The 15,782-nt window shown below is 66.2% G+C and carries 20 protein-coding genes; 8 read left to right on the top strand and 12 right to left on the bottom strand.

The genetic code is table 11. The features are described from left to right. Positions 1 to 9 precede the first annotated feature (9 nt). The 5 genes from KCN53_RS05120 to KCN53_RS05100 are packed head-to-tail and all read right to left on the bottom strand — an operon-like array spanning position 10 to position 3,853. Positions 10 to 1,185, bottom strand: a complete 1,176-nt coding sequence (locus tag KCN53_RS05120; protein WP_088711145.1) for a sensor histidine kinase — start codon at positions 1,183 to 1,185, stop codon at positions 10 to 12. A gap of 4 nt (positions 1,186 to 1,189) precedes the next feature. Then, positions 1,190 to 2,194 (bottom strand): SpoIIE family protein phosphatase, encoded by a 1,005-nt coding sequence (locus KCN53_RS05115; RefSeq protein WP_143712160.1) that lies wholly within the window; start codon positions 2,192 to 2,194, stop codon positions 1,190 to 1,192. Beyond that, positions 2,191 to 2,607: an ATP-binding protein gene (locus KCN53_RS05110; protein ID WP_088711147.1), complete on the bottom strand. Its 417-nt coding sequence runs from the start codon at positions 2,605 to 2,607 to the stop codon at positions 2,191 to 2,193. The genes KCN53_RS05115 and KCN53_RS05110 overlap by 4 nt, the downstream gene beginning before the upstream one ends. Next, on the bottom strand, positions 2,604 to 2,963 hold the full coding sequence (locus KCN53_RS05105) for an STAS domain-containing protein (RefSeq protein WP_088711148.1): 360 nt from the start codon (positions 2,961 to 2,963) through the stop codon (positions 2,604 to 2,606). Before KCN53_RS05105 ends, KCN53_RS05110 begins: the two co-directional genes overlap by 4 nt. Beyond that, a complete protein-coding gene (locus tag KCN53_RS05100; RefSeq protein WP_088711149.1) occupies positions 2,963 to 3,853 on the bottom strand; it encodes an STAS domain-containing protein in 891 nt (296 codons plus the stop codon). Before KCN53_RS05100 ends, KCN53_RS05105 begins: the two co-directional genes overlap by 1 nt. A gap of 104 nt (positions 3,854 to 3,957) precedes the next feature. Between KCN53_RS05100 and KCN53_RS05095 the strand changes: the two genes are divergently transcribed. The 4 genes from KCN53_RS05095 (at position 3,958) to KCN53_RS05080 (ending at position 6,616) form a co-directional block, all read left to right on the top strand. Continuing rightward, entirely contained in the window at positions 3,958 to 4,380 is a 423-nt protein-coding gene (locus KCN53_RS05095; protein WP_088711150.1) for a TIGR01244 family sulfur transferase, read from the top strand. Between the two features lie 12 nt (positions 4,381 to 4,392). Then, positions 4,393 to 4,785 carry a hypothetical protein gene (locus KCN53_RS05090; protein WP_088711151.1) on the top strand — a complete coding sequence of 131 codons (393 nt, stop codon included), beginning with the start codon at positions 4,393 to 4,395 and terminating at the stop codon, positions 4,783 to 4,785. After that, positions 4,772 to 5,722, top strand: a complete 951-nt coding sequence (locus KCN53_RS05085; protein ID WP_088711152.1) for a sterol desaturase family protein — start codon at positions 4,772 to 4,774, stop codon at positions 5,720 to 5,722. The genes KCN53_RS05090 and KCN53_RS05085 overlap by 14 nt, the downstream gene beginning before the upstream one ends. Before the next feature lie 81 nt (positions 5,723 to 5,803). Further along, the gene (locus KCN53_RS05080; RefSeq protein ID WP_088711153.1) at positions 5,804 to 6,616 is read left to right on the top strand and encodes an SDR family NAD(P)-dependent oxidoreductase; all 813 of its coding nucleotides are present in this window, start codon (positions 5,804 to 5,806) and stop codon (positions 6,614 to 6,616) included. A 157-nt stretch (positions 6,617 to 6,773) separates the two neighbouring features. Here the strand turns inward: KCN53_RS05080 and KCN53_RS05075 are convergent, their stop codons facing one another. From KCN53_RS05075 to KCN53_RS05065, 3 genes are all read right to left on the bottom strand, one after another. Then, positions 6,774 to 8,096 (bottom strand): ammonium transporter family protein, encoded by a 1,323-nt coding sequence (locus KCN53_RS05075; protein ID WP_224199376.1) that lies wholly within the window; start codon positions 8,094 to 8,096, stop codon positions 6,774 to 6,776. A gap of 14 nt (positions 8,097 to 8,110) precedes the next feature. After that, positions 8,111 to 8,449 carry a P-II family nitrogen regulator gene (locus KCN53_RS05070; protein ID WP_088711154.1) on the bottom strand — a complete coding sequence of 113 codons (339 nt, stop codon included), beginning with the start codon at positions 8,447 to 8,449 and terminating at the stop codon, positions 8,111 to 8,113. A gap of 159 nt (positions 8,450 to 8,608) precedes the next feature. Further along, positions 8,609 to 8,800: a putative signal transducing protein gene (locus KCN53_RS05065; protein ID WP_088711155.1), complete on the bottom strand. Its 192-nt coding sequence runs from the start codon at positions 8,798 to 8,800 to the stop codon at positions 8,609 to 8,611. Between the two features lie 149 nt (positions 8,801 to 8,949). On the opposite strand from KCN53_RS05065, the gene KCN53_RS05060 reads away from it, so the two are divergent. After that, on the top strand, positions 8,950 to 9,648 hold the full coding sequence (locus KCN53_RS05060; RefSeq protein ID WP_088711156.1) for a hypothetical protein: 699 nt from the start codon (positions 8,950 to 8,952) through the stop codon (positions 9,646 to 9,648). Here KCN53_RS05060 and KCN53_RS05055 read toward each other — a convergent pair. From KCN53_RS05055 to tldD, 3 genes are all read right to left on the bottom strand, one after another. Continuing rightward, entirely contained in the window at positions 9,645 to 10,226 is a 582-nt protein-coding gene (locus KCN53_RS05055) for a pyridoxamine 5'-phosphate oxidase family protein (RefSeq protein ID WP_088711157.1), read from the bottom strand. The two genes, KCN53_RS05060 and KCN53_RS05055, sit on opposite strands and share 4 nt — an antisense overlap. Before the next feature lie 10 nt (positions 10,227 to 10,236). After that, a complete protein-coding gene (locus tag KCN53_RS05050; protein WP_088711158.1) occupies positions 10,237 to 10,926 on the bottom strand; it encodes a CatB-related O-acetyltransferase in 690 nt (229 codons plus the stop codon). Between the two features lie 119 nt (positions 10,927 to 11,045). After that, positions 11,046 to 12,491 (bottom strand): metalloprotease TldD, encoded by a 1,446-nt coding sequence (gene tldD, locus KCN53_RS05045; RefSeq protein ID WP_088711159.1) that lies wholly within the window; start codon positions 12,489 to 12,491, stop codon positions 11,046 to 11,048. Between the two features lie 88 nt (positions 12,492 to 12,579). Between tldD and KCN53_RS05040 the strand changes: the two genes are divergently transcribed. Both KCN53_RS05040 and KCN53_RS05035 read left to right on the top strand, forming a co-directional pair. Then, on the top strand, positions 12,580 to 13,602 hold the full coding sequence (locus tag KCN53_RS05040; protein ID WP_088711160.1) for a glutathione S-transferase family protein: 1,023 nt from the start codon (positions 12,580 to 12,582) through the stop codon (positions 13,600 to 13,602). Between the two features lie 24 nt (positions 13,603 to 13,626). Continuing rightward, a complete protein-coding gene (locus tag KCN53_RS05035) occupies positions 13,627 to 14,712 on the top strand; it encodes a hypothetical protein (RefSeq protein ID WP_088711161.1) in 1,086 nt (361 codons plus the stop codon). A 174-nt stretch (positions 14,713 to 14,886) separates the two neighbouring features. On the opposite strand, the gene KCN53_RS05030 is transcribed toward KCN53_RS05035, so the two are convergent. After that, on the bottom strand, positions 14,887 to 15,108 hold the full coding sequence (locus KCN53_RS05030) for a hypothetical protein (protein ID WP_088711162.1): 222 nt from the start codon (positions 15,106 to 15,108) through the stop codon (positions 14,887 to 14,889). A 90-nt stretch (positions 15,109 to 15,198) separates the two neighbouring features. Between KCN53_RS05030 and KCN53_RS05025 the strand changes: the two genes are divergently transcribed. Further along, the gene (locus KCN53_RS05025) at positions 15,199 to 15,726 is read left to right on the top strand and encodes a GNAT family N-acetyltransferase (RefSeq protein ID WP_088711163.1); all 528 of its coding nucleotides are present in this window, start codon (positions 15,199 to 15,201) and stop codon (positions 15,724 to 15,726) included. Positions 15,727 to 15,782: the final 56 nt, after the last annotated feature.

Below are 15,782 nucleotides of genomic sequence, written 5' to 3'. Positions count from 1 at the left end.
GTGCGACGGCTAGTCGCTTTCCAGCACCAGCTCGGGCGGGAACTCGATAACGGTCTGAAACCCCGTTTCGCTGCTCGTCGCGATGGTCCCGCCGTGCCGCCGTGCCATCGACCGGATCATGCGCCAGCCGAGCGATTCGGGACGTTCTGGACGCTTTTCCTCCTTGGCCAGCCCCTTCCCATCGTCGCCGATGTGCAGGCTGAAGGCTCCCGGCCCGTCGACGGTGTCGTCATGTTCGAAGCGCACATCGATGCGGCCTTCGCTACGGCCCGTGAAGGCATGCTTGAATGAATTGGTAATCAGCTCGCCGGCGATCAGTCCCAGGTCGATCGCGACGCTGCTGCGCACGAGCGCCGAGGCGCCGCCAACATGCACGTTTACCTGACAATCGTCCGAGGAAAATGCCTCCGCCGCGTGGTTCGACACGCTTTTCAGGAAGGGCAGCAGGTCGACTTGGTCGGACTGCTGGGCGCGCTGCAATTCCTGGTGGACTTTAGCCACCGAATGCACGCGCATTTCCAGCTCCAGCAGGATCTGCCGCGTTTCGTCGCTGTTCGTGCTGCGGCGGCTCAGCTGGATGAAGCCCAGGATCAGCGCCAGGTTGTTGCCGGTGCGGTGGTGAACCTCACTGATCAGCAGTTCGCGTTCGGCCAGCGCTTCGGCAAGCTGGCGATTCTGGCGCGACAATTCGGCGACCGGATCGGTCTTCTCCATGGTCAGCAACTCGTCCGCCGCCTGCTTCACCCGGTCGGGCAGTGTTGCCGGATTGACCGGGATCTCGAAGGATATCTCGATGTGCGTCCCTTCCGACCCGGTCTTCAGATCGAACCGGTCGGCAATTCTCCGCACGCCGCGCAGGCCGAGGCCTAGGCCGCCCGCACCAAGCCCTTCGTCCTTTCCGAAGGTGGAGCGGCCGCGCATGATATCCTTCTCATTGTCGATGCCCGGCCCCTGGTCGGATACGGCGATGGCAAGAAGGCTCTGGTCGCCGTCGCGATAGGCGCGGAAGGTGACGCGCCCGCCGCCGGCATATTGCAGCGCATTGCGTGCCAGTTCCAAGCAGGCGGTGACGGCGCGGGTACGGCCGAAGCGCGGTAGGCCCAGACTTTCCGAGACCCGGTCGCCGACCTGGCGTACCCGGGCGATGTCGGGCTCGGCGGCGATGCGGACGGTCGTGATCTGCATGGCGTCAGAGGGCTTTCGCCTGGCTCATCCGAACGGCGATGATGCTCGCATCGTCCCGCCCGCGAAACAGGTCGTCCAGCAGCCGGGCGGCAAGGACCGGCGCAGTGCGGTGCAGCAGGGACTTGTAGGGGTCCAGGCTGCGAAGCATCGACAGGCCGTCGGAGTGCATCAGGAAAATTGCGTCCTCCGGCACCTCGAAGCTTTCGACATGGGGCTTGCGCGATCCGGCGCCGAGCAGTCCGTCGCGGACCGGCAGGCGTTTCAGCTTCCGCTCGTGCACCATCAGGGTCGTGATGTTGCCGACGGCGGCATAGGACAGGCTGCGGCTCTCGACATCGACGGACAGGATGGCGGCCACCGCACCGCGCGAACCCGAAAGCGCATCGTTCATCTGGTCGAGGATCGATTCCGGGTCCGACCCTTCGGAGGCGCGGAACGCGGTCTCGGCCTCTTGGGCGACCTCCGCTGCTTTCGGCCCATGCCCCAGCGCGTCGGACAGCATGTAGATCAGGCGCGAACCGGCGCGGCGAACCGCCACGCAGTCGCCGCTCCGCCGCTCGCCCGGATAGGCCAGCCGAAAACCAGCATGGTCGGCGGCATAGCCGGCCGGGGCGGGCTGCGTGTTGAACTCCGCGGCGACGCAGGTGCCCTTGCCCGGCTCCGTATCGATGTCCAGCCGGTCGGAGAGGCGCAGCATCGCGCCAAAGCCCGTTCCGCTGGAATTCTTCGTCGACTCGCCGTCCTTCAGCATGCGGTCCAGCCGCTCGATGCCGCTCCCTTCGTCCAGGCCGACGATGGTCAGCACTTCCAGGCCGGGGGGGCCGAAGGCTTCCACCATGATCTGTCCGCCACCGCCATGGCGCAGCACATTCTGCGCGATTTCGGTGGCCACGATGGCGACATGTTCGACGCGCGTGGACGACATCGACAGGCCCGACGCATAGCGCCGTGCGCGGCGGCGTGCCTCGGCGACGCCGCTCGGTTCCATAAGTCGAATCCAGCGGTTCACCGGCCGCCTCGCAGCCTGCTTGTCATCCTGATGGTGGTTCCTTCGTTGGGCATGGTCTCTATGATGAACAGTTCGGACAGCCTCTTCGCTCCGCCCAGACCGCGTCCCATACTGTTTATGGTTGAAAAGCCGTCCGTCAGCGCGGCTTCCACGTCGGCGATCCCCGGACCCTCGTCACGGCATTCCACGCCGATGCGCCCTCCCGGCAGCAGGTAGACCTCCATCGTGCCGCCGCCGCCATGGCGGACCGCATTGCGCGCAATCTCGCTGACGGCGGTGACGAACCGGGTCTGCATCAGAACTTTCGCGTCCTGTTCCTTCATGATTCGGCCCACAACCGTGCGGGCCCGTGCGACGTCGCGATCGGTGGCAAGATCGAGGGAAGCGGCGCGCTTCGCCTTATCGAACTTCATTCAGAGGCCGTGTCCCGCATCTTCGACAGGGCATGGGTCAGGTTCAGCGCCGTGCGGTTTTCGGGCAGGTACATGCCCAGCTCGACCAGCGTCATCGCCACGGCGGGCCGCATGCCGACGACGAACGTCTCCGCATCGAGCAGCCTTGCGATCGCGGTCAGCTGCGCCAGCACCCGCCCGACGAACGTGTCGACGATGTCGAGCGCGGAAATGTCGATGACCACGCCTTCGGCATCCATCTCGCTGATCTTCGTGGAGAGTTCGTCCTGCAGGTCGAGAATATCGGTGTCCGTGATGTCGTCCTGGATCGACACCAGGAGGACGCCCTCGACCGGATAGATCGCCGCCGACTTCATTATTTGTCCGTCCGCTCTACTTTCTCGACAGGAAGGATGGCGACGCCAACGCGCGTCAGGGCGTCGGTCAGCGCGCTGCGAATGGAGGAGCGCGTGCTAACCTCGCCGACATCGACGCCCAGCTGTACCATGGTCTGCGCGATCTTCGGACTGATGCCGCTGATGATACAGTGCGCGCCCATCAGGCGCACGGCGGCTGCGGTCCGCAGCAGGTGCTGCGCCACCTGCGTATCGACCGTACGCACGCCGGTAATGTCGATGATGCAGACTTCGGCCTGATACTGGACGATGGCTTCCAGCAGGCTTTCCATCACTTCCTGCGCGCGCAGCGAATCGAGCGTCCCGATCAGCGGCAGGGTCAGCACCTTGTCCCACAGCTCGACGACCGGGGTCGACAGCTCCATCATCTCTTCGCGCTGGCGTTCGATCACGGCCTCGCGCTCGGCGATGAAGACTTCGCTGGTATAAACCGCGAACCGGTCGATGGCTTGCGACAGCAAGAGGATTTCCTGCACCAGCTGGTCGGGATTATCGGCGAGCCGTTCCTTGATCCGCTCTATGATGGGGCTCTTCAGAGCAAGGATCAGGGCGGCCATTTCCTCGGGGCGGACGCCCCGTTCGACGCGCTCATGCGTGATCTCGGACAGCACACCGCGCAGGTCCGACCAGTGATCGTCGGCCAGGTCGAAGTCGCCATCCTTCAGGCCGTCCTTCACGCCCTTGCGAAAGGCGTTCAGCAGGCTCTTGGCCTGATCGCGTTCCTCGCGCTCGGAAAACAGGTCGCTGCGCTTCGCCCCGTCTTCCCCGGCCTGTTCGATCCAGTCTGTCAGGATCTCGTTGCTCTCCGCCTTCAGCACGTCGAGGACGTTCGCCAGCGTCGTTTCAGCCATATGTACGCTTCCCTTTATTCTACGCCCCAACGCGAAAACGCCCGAAACGTTCTCCCGATTTCCAGCAATGACTCGCTGAATTGGCTTCTCTATTGGCATGCCGGATGGAGATACGAAAGCTAGACCTCAACGCCTCCGCCGCGCCGCAGATCTTCCCGGAGGAGATGGAGGCCGTGCGAGCCGCGGGATTCCGCACGGTCGTGAACAACCGCCCCGATGGCGAGGAGCCGGGTCAGCCGGCCGGCGAGGAGATCGAGCGGGCCGCGCGCGACGCGGGCCTCGCCTATCATTTCGTGCCCGTCGGGCGCGATCCGCTCACCGCCGCGCAGCTCGACGAGATGGCTGACGCGCTGGCGGGCAACGGGCCCGCGCTTCTCTTCTGCCGGTCCGGCACACGCTCGACGACGCTCTGGGCCTTCGCCGAGGCGCGCCGCGGCCGCGACATCTCGGAGCTGGTCTCTCTCGCCGCGCAGGCCGGCTACGACCTCGCCCCGCTCGAACCGGCGCTGCGGCAGGTGGCGGGCTAGCTCCCTCCCCCCATGCTCCTGCAGCTGGTCTCGGTCGGCGGCATCGCCCTTATCGTCGCGCTGGTCTGGCTGGTCTTCCGCGAAGGCAGCCCACCCCTCGACCGGCGCGAGGCGATCGCACGGGCGGACCACGACCTGCCCGGCTTTTCCGGCGAGGAGGCTCTGTGCGGAATGTCCGGCGGCGCGCTTGTCGCCGACGCCGGGGGCCGCATCGCGCTTCTGAAACCGCATGGCGACCATCTCAGCGTGCGGCTCGCCGGGCCCGGCGCCGCGGTCGTACGGGACGGCTCCGTCTTGATCGTCCGCACCCCCGAGCGCATGTTCGGGACGCTGCGGCTCGATGCGGGCGACCGCGCCGGGGACTGGGAAGCGAAACTGAGGAAGGCCATCGATGGAGCTGCCTGATCCCGTAGAGATCGCCGTCCCCTTCTTCATCGGCGCGATGGTCCTGGAATTGCTCTGGGTACGGCTGAAGGGGCGCTCGGCCGGCCATTACGAGTGGCGCGACACCGCCACCAGCCTGCTCATGGGGTTCGGCAGCACGGTCGCCGGCCTCCTCACCGGCGGCATGTTCGTGGCGGCGGCGATCGTCATTTCCGACTACCGGATCGCCGAAGCGGGCTGGGCCTGGTGGGCATGGCTGCTGTGCTTCCTTGCCGACGATCTCAGCTATTATGCCTTCCACCGTACCGCGCACCGTGTGCGCTGGTTCTGGGCGAGCCATGTCATTCACCACAGCTCGCAGCACTACAACCTGTCCACCGCGCTCAGGCAGACCTGGACCGGCACGGTTTCGCTCAGCTTCGTCTTTTCGCTGCCGCTCTTTCTCGTCTTCGAGCCGGCAATGGTCTTCTTCTGCTCGGGCGTGAATCTCGTCTACCAGTTCTGGATCCACACGGAGAGCGCGAAGAAAATGCCGGCATGGTTCGAGGCGGTGTTCAACACCCCGTCGCACCACCGCGTCCACCATGCCACGAACCCGCGCTGCCTAGACCGCAACTATGCCGGCATGCTCATCATCTGGGACCGCCTGTTCGGCACGTTCGAGCCGGAGCCCGATCCGGCCGAGGAGCCGCTGCGCTACGGCATCGTCAGGAATCTCGGCAGCTTCAATCCGCTCTGGGTGGCGGTGCATGAATGGGTCGGCATTGCAAAGGACCTGTGGGCGGCGCCGACCTGGCGGGCCCGCTGGAACTATGTCGCGCGTGAGCCGGGCTGGAGCCATGACGGCAGCCGCCTCACGTCCGAAGCAATCCGCCGTCAGGCCGGGCTCGGCGACCCTCCCGCCGCAACCGGCCGGGCACCGGGCGCACCTGCCGGGCCCCACCGCCCCGCAGCCTGAGGGGGGCAGCAGTTTCGCCAGCTTGATCGCCGCGCGGCCGCGCCGTCAAAGCCTCCCCGAAACAGGTCGGGGAGAGTGATCATGACGAACGGCAGCAATTTGGCAGACGGACGCGGACTGGCCGGCAAATCGGTGCTCGTCACCGGCGCCGCGCAAGGTCTGGGCCTGGCGATCTCACGGCGCTTTGCCGCCGAAGGCGCCACCCTCCTGATGACCGATATCGACGAAGAGGCCGTCTCCGCTGCGGCTGCCGAGATCGGCAACGGCGCGCTGGCAATGCGCCAAGACGTGACGGAAGAACGCGACTGGAACACCGCCGCCGTCCGCCTGATCGAGGAGACCGGACGCTTCGACATCCTCATCAACAATGCGGGCATCGAAACCGCGGGCTTCGTCGAGGCGCTCGACATGGCCGAAGTGAAGCGGCTGTTCGACATCAACGTCTTCGGCGTCATGCTCGGCTGCCGCACGGCGTTCCGCGCCATGAAGCCGGGCGCCACCCCGGGCCAGGGCGGCACGATCCTCAACCTGGCATCGGTCGCCGGGCTGAAGCCGACCACCGCGATGACGACCTATTGCGCCAGCAAGGCGGCGGTGGCGCACATCACCAAATGCGCCGCGCTGGAGGCCGGCCAGCTGCAACTCGGTATCCGCGTCGTCTGCCTCTACCCCGGCATGACCCAGACGAAGATGGCTGACCGTCTGGAGGAAAGCTTCGTCTCGCTGGGGTTGGCCGAAACCCCCGAACAGATGCGCCAGGCAACCCCCATCCCCATGGGGCGCTACGGCGATCCGGAAGATGTGGCGGCGGCGGCGGCCTATCTCTGCTCGGACGAAGGCAAATATGTGACCGGGTCTGGCATCGTTCTCGACGGCGGCCTCACGCTCGTCTGAGAGGGTCCGCCCGCCGGGCCCTGTCCTCTCGCATTCAGGCATCCCGCATTTGGCACCCGGCGAAGGCTGGGATCCCACTTCGGCCCTGCCCCCAAAAGGAAAGGGCCGGCCGCTTCCCCCCGAAGCGACCGGCCCCACCTCCTCCGCGGAGTGTCCGCTAGGTGCGGACGAACTCGGGGTAGGATTCGATGCCGGTCTCGGACACGTCCAGTCCGGCAAGTTCGGCCTCTTCCGTCGGGCGTACGCCCACGGTCGCCTTCAGCACGAACCAGACGATGCCGGACGTGATGCAGACGAAGACACCGGTGGCAACGATACCGATGATCTGGGCCACCAGGACTTCCGGGAAGCTGATGGCGACGGCGAGCGTGCCCCAGATACCGGCGATCAGGTGGACCGGGATGGCGCCGACGACGTCATCGATCTTCAGCTTGTCGAGGATCGGTACGAAGATGACCGGCAGGATACCGCCGATACCGCCGATGATGATCGACATGCCGACGCTGGGGGCCAGCGGCTCCGCGGTGATGGCGACGAGGCCGGCCAGAGCGCCGTTCAGCGCCATGGTGACATCCGCCTTGCCGTAGCGAAGCTGCGTGGCGATGATCGCGACCACGACGCCGGCGGCGGCCGCCATGTTCGTGTTCACGAAGATCTTCGACACGTCGCTGACGTCGCCCACCGTACCCATGGCAAGCTGGGAGGCGCCGTTGAAGCCGAACCAGCCCAGCCACAGGATGAAGGTGCCGAGCGTCGCCAGCGGGATGTTCGCGCCGGCGAAGACCGTCACGCGGCCATCGACATAGCGACCGATGCGCGGTCCGATGATGATGGCGCCCATCAGCGCGGCCCAGCCGCCCGTCGAGTGCACCAGCGTCGAACCGGCAAAGTCGGAGAAGCCCATGGCGTCGAGCCAGCCGGCGCCCCACTCCCAGCTGACGATCACCGGATAGATGATGCCTGTAAGGACGGTCACGAAGATGAAGAAGGGTACGATCTTCACACGTTCGGCCACGGTGCCCGAAACGATAGAGGCCGTGGTGGCGCAGAACACCATCTGGAAGAACCAGTCCGACGCGACCGAATAGCCCGTCGCGACGTCCGCTTCACCCACGCCCTGCATGAAGTAGGGGAAGCTGGCGATGCCGAAGAACCCGCCTTCGAAGCCCGGATAGGCGATCGAATAGCCGATGACCCAGAACATCAGGCCGGCGATGGAATAAAGGCCGATATTCTTCAGGCACTGCACCGAGGTGTTCTTGGCGCGCACCAGGCCGGCTTCAAGCATGGCGAAGCCGGCGGCCATCCACATGACTAGGAAGCCGCCGATCAGGAACAGCAGCGTGTTGAAGATATAGGCGGTGCCCCCGGACACCGCGACCGCTTCTGCGGCTTCCTCGGATCCCTGCTGCGCAAGGGCCGGTTCCGCCAGGCACAGGGCGGTCAGGCCCAGTGCCGAGATTGTCTTGAGTTTGCTCAATGTCCCCTCCTTGATCACAGCGCCGTCTCGGCGGTTTCCCCGGTGCGAATGCGCACGACGTCGTCCACCGACAGGGTGAAGATCTTGCCGTCGCCGATGGCGTCGGTGTTGGCCGTCTCGCGGATCGTCTCGACGACGCGGGGCGCAAGCTCCAGCGTCGTGACGATTTCCAGCTTCAGCTTCGGAACGAAGGTCACTTCGTACTCCGCGCCGCGATAGACTTCGGTATGGCCGCGCTGGCGCCCATACCCCTTCACCTCGCTGACGGTCATGCCGGCGATGCCCAATCCCTCCAGGGCCTGTCGGACCTCGTCGAGCTTGAACGGTTTGATGATAGCGATGATCAGCTTCATCGTTCGCGTCGCCCCCCTTTCTCTCATGGCGTAGTTAACCCGCTGCCAGGTGACGCAGCAGGAACCGTGCCAAGTCCCGTTTCGCTGCGGGCGCGAATAGATTGATGCAGGATTAACGGGCGAGAGCCGCCTATTTCTGCAGCAGAATGTCACCTCTGCTCAAATTTCGAGCAGGCGGCGAGCCTCCGCTTCGTCCTCCGCCAGCACCATCAGGCGCGAGGGCATCAGCGCGCCGCCGAACAGGCCGCCCGTATTGTGATTGAGGAGCAGCGCCTCGATCCCCGCGGCGTCCAACCGCGCGCGGGCAAGGTCGGCTTCGACGGGATTATGGAACACGGCCAGTTCGATCATGGCAAAGCGGCATAACTCAGTCGGTGTCGGCTGTCTTTACGACATGTGGGCGGCCGCGCAGGACCCATCATTTCAAGGCCTTAGGATAGCGCGACTTTCTGATGTCGGCACGACCTTTGCTCGGCACCCCGCGCGTGGAGGCCTCAAAGATGAAATCTGGCAAGTTCCTGACCGTTGCCCTGTTGCTGCCGCTTCCGGCGGGCGCGGTGCAGATCGTTCCCGATTACTATGACACGCCGAACGGTGACGCCGGGACCTATACCTATTTCGACGACAGCTACGATGGTCTGGGCGACAAGACGAACCGCTACGGATATCTCTCTGGCGGCTCCGGCGACCTGACGGACGGCGTGATCGCCACGCAGCCCTGGCCGGTCGAAGAGGGGCCGGGCGGCGGCAAGGCCTATGTGGGATGGATCGACGCCGATCCGGTGCCGGTCTTCCATTTTGCCGATCCGGCGGTCATCGACTCTATCGTCATCCATCAGGATGACGCGGACGGTGTTGGCGGCGTTGACCATATCCCGCGCGTAGGCATGTCGGCCTGGCGCGACGGCACGGTCGTTTTCGATCAGGAATATTTCTTCTCCGATCCGGCGGGGACGGGACCGACCGCGATTACACTCGATACCTCTGCCATGCCCGATGTCGACAGGATCGCGCTTCGCATGAACCGCCTTCGGGACGGCCGCGACCATTGGGTGTTCGTCAGCGAAATCCAGTTTTTCCAGGCCGACGCAATACCGTCCCCGGCCTCGTTCGGTCTTCTCGGACTAGGCGCACTGACGGCGGCGGGCCTGCGGCGACGCGGGCCTCGTTCCCGTTCCCGGCCCCGTTCCCGCGTCTAAAGGCTTTTCGCGCCCTTGCCGCCTTCCGGGCCGAAATAACGGTCGGTGGGCCTGACCGGCAGGCCGTCGATCGAGGAGGTGCGGGTCTGCACTTCGTCGACCCATGCCTCTCCGTCGGCATTGGCATGCGCCTTGGTCAGCGTATCGCGCGCCCGGTCCACATGCATCAGCGGAACGCCCCAGCCGCAGCTCGTCTGTACAGTCTCGATGGCGATGCGGAAGATCTGCCGCGTACCCGGCAGCAGCTCGAAATGGCGCGCCAGCGCGTCCCAGCCCTCGTCCTGCGGAAGCACGGGAGTGCCCCGGCCATAGATACGCAGGATGTTCGCGGGCTGCTCGAAGCCGCAGAACATGATGGTGATGCGCCCGTCCGCCATCAGGTGGGCGTGCGTCTCGTTACCCGATCCGCCAAGGTCCAGATATGCAACTTCCCGGTCCGACAGGACCCGGAAGGTATCGAGCCCCTTGGGACTGAGGTTGATCCGCGCGCCCTCCGCCGCCGTCGCGGTGAAGAACACCGGCTGCGCCCCGATGAAGGCGATGTGCTTGTCGGTAAGGGTCTCGGTAAAGTCGGCCATCTCCACCTCCCTAGGTCTTTTCGCCGCCACTGACGAGCGGTCTCGATCCGGCGGCGCGCACTAGGGCGGCCAGGTCGCCGCCGCAGATCGCCGCCTCATGGGAAAGGATCGTATCGATCGGCCAGTCCCACCAGGCAAGGTCGAGCAGCCGGCGAGTTGCCGCTTGGCTGAAGCGGCGGCGTATCTCCCGCGCCGGGTTGCCCGCCACGACGCTGTAGGGATTCGTCGTCCCGCCCACAACCGCGCCCGCGCCGACGATGGTGCCGCTTGCCAGCTTGGCGCCCGGCAGGATTTTCGCGCCCTGGCCGATCCAGACGTCATGGCCGACGACCGTATCGGGAAAGGGGCCGTCGGGCAGCGAGGGCCGCGCCGGGTCCATGCCGTCGAAGATCGCGAAGGGATAGCTGGAAAAGCCGTCATAGCGGTGGTTCGCGGATGCAGTGACGAACATGACGCCATCCGCGATCTGACAGAATTTGCCGATCCGCAGCATCTCTTCGCTATCCGGATAGAGATAGGGCGCCAGATGCATCGCCCAGTCGTCCGGCGGCCGGTGGCAGGACGCATAGCTGTAGTCGCCGACATCCCAGCGCGGATGGTCGATGGCGGCGTTCAGAAAGACGGTGCCGGCGTGCGGCCGTCCGTCCGGCATGAGGAGCGGGGCGCGCGTCGAGGGCGCGGGGAAATTATGGGCAGGCATGACGAAGACTCCGGGTCCGGGGCCGAAAAGGGCTTGGGGCTCAGAGCGCTTTGTTCATGAAATCCTCCTCTTGAACGCCGGTCACGCTAACCGGCGCCGATCACCCCGGCAAGCGCTCGCTAGGCCGCCGTGCCGCCCACCGTCAGCCCTTCGGCGAACATGGTCGGCTGGCCGACGCCCGCGGGCACGCTCTGGCCGCCCTTGCCGCACACGCCGATGCCCTCGTCGAGCGCGAAGTCGGTACCGATGGCCTTCACCCGCTGCATGACTTCCGGGCCCGAGCCGATCAGCGTCGCGCCCTTGATCGGCGCGCCCAGCTTGCCGTCCTCGATCAGATAGGCCTCGGTGCAGCTGAACACGAACTTGCCGCTGGTGATGTCGACCTGCCCGCCGCCGAAGCTCTTCGTGTAGATGCCGGTGCCCGCGCGCTGGATGATCTCTTCGGGATCGTCGCCGCCTGCGCGCATGAAGGTGTTGGTCATGCGCGGCATCGGGCTGTGGCCATAGCTTTCGCGGCGACCGTTGCCCGTCGGCGCGGCGCCCATCAGGCGCGCGTTCAGCCGGTCCTGCATATAGCCCTTCAGGACGCCGTCCTCGATCAGCACGGTTTCCGAGGTGGGCGTGCCCTCGTCGTCGATGCTGAGAGAGCCGCGCCGTTCGGGCAGGTTGCCCTGGTCGACGACGGTTACGCCCTTCGCCGCCACCTGCTCGCCGATGCGGCCCGAGAAGGTCGACTGGCCCTTGCGGTTGAAGTCGCCTTCCAGCCCGTGCCCCACCGCCTCGTGCAGGAGGACGCCGCACCAGCCGGAGCCGAGGACGACGTTCATCTGGCCGGCGGGCGCATCGACCGATTCCTGGTTCACCAGGCTCTGGCGCAGCGCCTCGTCGATGGCGCGGTTCCACGCCTCCTCGTCCATCAGCCGCTCGAGGTCGTAGCGCCCGCCATGGCCGAAATAGCCGCGCTCGCGCCGGCCGTTCACTTCGGTGACGACCTCGACATTCATGCGCACGAGCGGGCGGACGTCGGCGGCGCGAAAGCCGTCTGCGCGCACGATCTCGACCGCCGAATGGCTCGAGACCATCGAGATGCTGACCTGCCGCACGCGCGGGTCGCGCGCCCGGGCGGCGGCGTCGATGCGTTCCAGCAGTTCGACCTTCTGGCGGAAGGGCGTCGCCTCCAGCGGGTTGTCGAGGCCGTAGAGATGCCGGTTGGTGCGCGCGGGCGGCGGCGCGGCGACCGCGTCATGCCCCTTGGCGGCGAGGCCCACCGTCTCACCCGCGCGGCGGATGGCCGCCTCGCTCATGACGTTCGAATGGGCAAAGCCGGTCTTCTCTCCGGCCAGACCGCGCAGTCCGAAGCCGCGCATATGATCGTAGTTGGCGGATTTCAGCCGTCCGTCGTCGAAGGCGAAGCTTTCCGTCACGGCGTTCTGCACGAACAGCTCGCCGTCGTCTGTGCCGGACAGAAGGTCGCCGATCAGCGCGGGCAGCCGCGCGGGGTCGATGTCGGTGCCGCCATAAAGCTGCTCGTGGGGGCCGGCGGGAGAGGATGCGGTATCGGTCATAGGCTGGTTATATGAGAGCCGAAGGCGCCCCGCGCCACCCAAAGCGTCAGGATGACCCCGGCGCCCCCGCCCCATAGGGAGCACGATCATGGAACCGGCCTACCAGCTCTACGGCCTCCGCCCGTCCTTTTATACGAGGAAGGTGGCCGCCATGCTTGCGGCGATGCGCCTGCCGCACGAGGACCTTCTGAAGACCGCAGAGATCGCGCCGGAGGTCGAGGCCGCGGTGGGCGGCTACCGCAAGTTTCCGGTCCTCCGGACGCCTGAGGACGACTGGGTCACCGACTCCACCGACATCGGCCTCTATCTCGGCCGGCAGCATCCGGACGCCGCCATCCTGCCCGCCGATCCGGCGATGCGCGCGGCGGCGCTGATACTCGACGACTGGGCCGACGAGTGGCTGCTGCGTCCCACGCTGCACTGGCGCGTCACCGACGCGGAGAACCGGCGCTGGGTCGCGCGCCATGCCGTCGCTGGCATGAACGGCGACGACGACCCGGGCGAGGATCCCGGCGAGGCGCACGATCACCCGGGCGTCGGCTATGCTTCGCAGTTTTTCGCCGGTGCCGGCGCGGTGAACCGGGTGGGCGAGGACTATGCGCAGGAGGTGCTGGGCATCCTCCACGGTGCCGCGGACGCCTTGGCTGCTCATTTCGAGACCCGCCCGTTCCTTCTTGGCACGCGCGTCTCCCTCCCCGACTTCGCGATGTTCGGCTTTCTGGAGGCAGGACTGCTCTGGGAACCGGCGGCGCGCGCCTATGTCGAACCGCGCTGGCCTGCTCTCGCGGCCTTCGCGGAACGGGTCAGGCTGGCGGTCGCGGGCGACGGCGACTTCGACAACGCGGACAGCGCCCCTGAAACGCTGCGCGCCTTCTTCGCCGGGATGGACGATTTCGCAGCCTTTCTCGGCGCGAATGCCGCCGCGGTCGCAGCCGGCGAGAAAGAGGCGCGCTGGAGCAGCGACGGCGAGCCGCGCGTCATGCGCGCCCGTGGATTTACCGAGAAATGCCGCAAGGCGACCGGCGCAGTCATTGCCGATCTCGGCGCGGAGAACCGGGCGGCGCTCGCCGCGCTTGCGGGCACGCCGCTGATCGACGCCTATACAAGATAACCAGGACTATTGGGGAGACTTAGCATGCTGACGAAGGGCGACGAATATCCGATCCACCAGCGGCCCGAGCCGGTCGCGACGGCGGGCACAGACCGGAATTTCTACGACCGCTATTTCCTCAACGGCTATGCTCCCGACGGCAGCCTGTTCTTCGGCGGCGCGCTCGGCGTCTACCCGCATCTCGCCGTGATGGACGCGGCCTTTTCGGTGAACGACCAGACCGACCAGCAGAGCGTCTTCGCTAGCCGCAAGATCGTCGGCGGCGAGCGTATGGACATGACCGTCGAGCCCATTTCCATCGAGGTGATCGAACCCCTGGTCAGTATCCGCTTTCGCGTTGCGGGCGGCGCCGGCGAGCCGGCCGCCGACCTTACCATGACTGCCCGCGCCGAGCCGATCGAGGAACCTCGCTTCACCTACGCGATCGGCACCCGCACGCTGATGGATGTGACGCGCCTCACTCAGTCGGTGAAATGGGATGGCTGGATCGAGAAGGACGGCAAGCGCATCGAAGTCGATGGCTGGTGGGGCACGCGCGACCGGTCTTGGGGCGTACGCCCGGTCGGCGCCAGCGATCCGCAAGGCCCGACCGATCCCTCGGCCTTCCAGTTCTACTGGCTCTGGTCGCCGCTAAATTTCCCCGATCACGCCTTCTTCTGGCACACGAACGACGACGCCGCGGGTCATGCCTGGAACCGCGACGGCAAGCTCGTCGATCTGAAATCGGGCAAGATCACGAAGCTCGTCATGTCGCCGGAACTGGAATTCAAACCCTGCACGCGGAATGCAAAAACCGCACGGCTGGTCGGTCAGGATGGCACCACGGTCAACTTCGAATTGGGCCGGAATTTCCACATGCACGGTATCGGCTATGGTCATCCGACGCGCGGACACGGGACGGCGCACGGCGATCACAGCGTACACCGCGAAACACACAGGCTGGCAGAGGTCGATCTGGCCAATCCCGGCAACGTCCATGTGCAGGCGATGGCGCAGGCGGTTCTCACCCTGCCGGACGGGAAACAGCACCGCGGACGCGGCGTTCTCGAGCAGCTTTATGTCGGACCGCACGCCCCGTCGGGCTTCAAGGACATGTTCGACCTCGCCTGACGGGTAGCCGGACCGCTTGCTTGGCTGGCGCGGCCGGATCTGGAACAACCCGGGCCGTCGCGGCAGCTAGGTGCCAGCTTTTGAATTGAGCGTTCCAGCGTAGCCTGGGGTCAAGGCTTTTCGGGGCGGCCCGGGATACGAACGACCCCGGGCTGGCGCCCTCCTGCTCACGCCTCAGGCGCCGCCCTTGCGCCCGGTATATTGCAGCTCGTCTTCTTTCGTGACGCCCTCATGCGCGTCGGGATCGTCGACCCGCTCGCGCGTTGCCTGCGTGGCGACGTCGGTCTGTAGATCGCCGCCGGCACGGCCCTGCTCCTCCGGGGTCTCTGGACCGCCCGAGAGGTGCGAATCGTCATGCCGGCGGGCGGTTTCGGTGCGGCGGTTTTCATCAGCCATATCAATCTCCTTTATCGTGGCTGACCAACGAGCCGCCGGGGACCTCCGTTCCTTGCGCGCCGGCCGCGCGTGCGGCTACAGGCGGGCGCGATGAACGAGATCGACGCTACCTTGCGGCCGGCGCAGTCCGGCGATGCCGCGCGCCTGTCCCTCATTGGCCAGGCCACCTTCCTGGAAAGTTTCGCAGACGTCCTGCCGGGCAGCGACGTGATCAAGCACTGTCTGGAGCAGCACAGCCGGGCGGATTACGAGGCGCGGCTGTCCGGCGAGGGCCACGCCCTGTGGCTTGCGGAACTGCCGAAGGGTGCGCCGATCGGCTATGCGGCGCTCTCGCCGCCCGACCTGCCGACCGTCGAAGCGCAGGCGGGCGACGTCGAACTGAAACGCATCTACGTGCTGTCGCGCTTCCACGGTACGGGCGTCGCCCGCTCGCTAATGGCGGCAAGCCTGCGGCAGGCGCGGGAGTGGGGCTGCGGGCGGCTGCTCCTCGGCGTCTACGGTCGCAACGGCCGCGCCATCCGTTTCTACCAGAAGAACGACTTCGCCATCATCGGCGCGCGCAAGTTCCAGGTCGGCGAAAATGTCTATGACGACGTCATCATGGGCCGCGACCTCTAGGAAGGTGGTCCCGCGCCGCTGCGCGCAGCCGCCGCTCACGCCGGAAGGTTGGGCTG

Origin of the sequence: Pacificimonas aurantium, from assembly GCF_020092905.1 — a bacterium.
In the GTDB taxonomy this organism is placed as follows: domain Bacteria; phylum Pseudomonadota; class Alphaproteobacteria; order Sphingomonadales; family Sphingomonadaceae; genus Pacificimonas; species Pacificimonas aurantium.
Note: the sequence above shows the minus strand (reverse complement) of the source record. Positions and strands in the feature narration are given on the sequence as shown.

Bases quoted from the DNA above. Each gene is read 5' to 3' on its own strand.
- KCN53_RS05120 (WP_088711145.1), bottom strand. From the start codon at position 1,185: ATGCAGATCACGACCGTCCGCATCGCCGCCGAGCCCGACATCGCCCGG.
- KCN53_RS05110 (WP_088711147.1), bottom strand. From the start codon at position 2,607: ATGAAGTTCGATAAGGCGAAGCGCGCCGCTTCCCTCGATCTTGCCACC.
- KCN53_RS05105 (WP_088711148.1), bottom strand. From the start codon at position 2,963: ATGAAGTCGGCGGCGATCTATCCGGTCGAGGGCGTCCTCCTGGTGTCG.
- KCN53_RS05100 (WP_088711149.1), bottom strand. From the start codon at position 3,853: ATGGCTGAAACGACGCTGGCGAACGTCCTCGACGTGCTGAAGGCGGAG.
- KCN53_RS05095 (WP_088711150.1), top strand. From the start codon at position 3,958: ATGGAGATACGAAAGCTAGACCTCAACGCCTCCGCCGCGCCGCAGATC.
- KCN53_RS05090 (WP_088711151.1), top strand. From the start codon at position 4,393: ATGCTCCTGCAGCTGGTCTCGGTCGGCGGCATCGCCCTTATCGTCGCG.
- KCN53_RS05085 (WP_088711152.1), top strand. From the start codon at position 4,772: ATGGAGCTGCCTGATCCCGTAGAGATCGCCGTCCCCTTCTTCATCGGC.
- KCN53_RS05080 (WP_088711153.1), top strand. From the start codon at position 5,804: ATGACGAACGGCAGCAATTTGGCAGACGGACGCGGACTGGCCGGCAAA.
- KCN53_RS05070 (WP_088711154.1), bottom strand. From the start codon at position 8,449: ATGAAGCTGATCATCGCTATCATCAAACCGTTCAAGCTCGACGAGGTC.
- KCN53_RS05065 (WP_088711155.1), bottom strand. From the start codon at position 8,800: ATGATCGAACTGGCCGTGTTCCATAATCCCGTCGAAGCCGACCTTGCC.
- KCN53_RS05060 (WP_088711156.1), top strand. From the start codon at position 8,950: ATGAAATCTGGCAAGTTCCTGACCGTTGCCCTGTTGCTGCCGCTTCCG.
- KCN53_RS05055 (WP_088711157.1), bottom strand. From the start codon at position 10,226: ATGGCCGACTTTACCGAGACCCTTACCGACAAGCACATCGCCTTCATC.
- KCN53_RS05050 (WP_088711158.1), bottom strand. From the start codon at position 10,926: ATGCCTGCCCATAATTTCCCCGCGCCCTCGACGCGCGCCCCGCTCCTC.
- tldD (WP_088711159.1), bottom strand. From the start codon at position 12,491: ATGACCGATACCGCATCCTCTCCCGCCGGCCCCCACGAGCAGCTTTAT.
- KCN53_RS05040 (WP_088711160.1), top strand. From the start codon at position 12,580: ATGGAACCGGCCTACCAGCTCTACGGCCTCCGCCCGTCCTTTTATACG.
- KCN53_RS05035 (WP_088711161.1), top strand. From the start codon at position 13,627: ATGCTGACGAAGGGCGACGAATATCCGATCCACCAGCGGCCCGAGCCG.
- KCN53_RS05030 (WP_088711162.1), bottom strand. From the start codon at position 15,108: ATGGCTGATGAAAACCGCCGCACCGAAACCGCCCGCCGGCATGACGAT.
- KCN53_RS05025 (WP_088711163.1), top strand. From the start codon at position 15,199: ATGAACGAGATCGACGCTACCTTGCGGCCGGCGCAGTCCGGCGATGCC.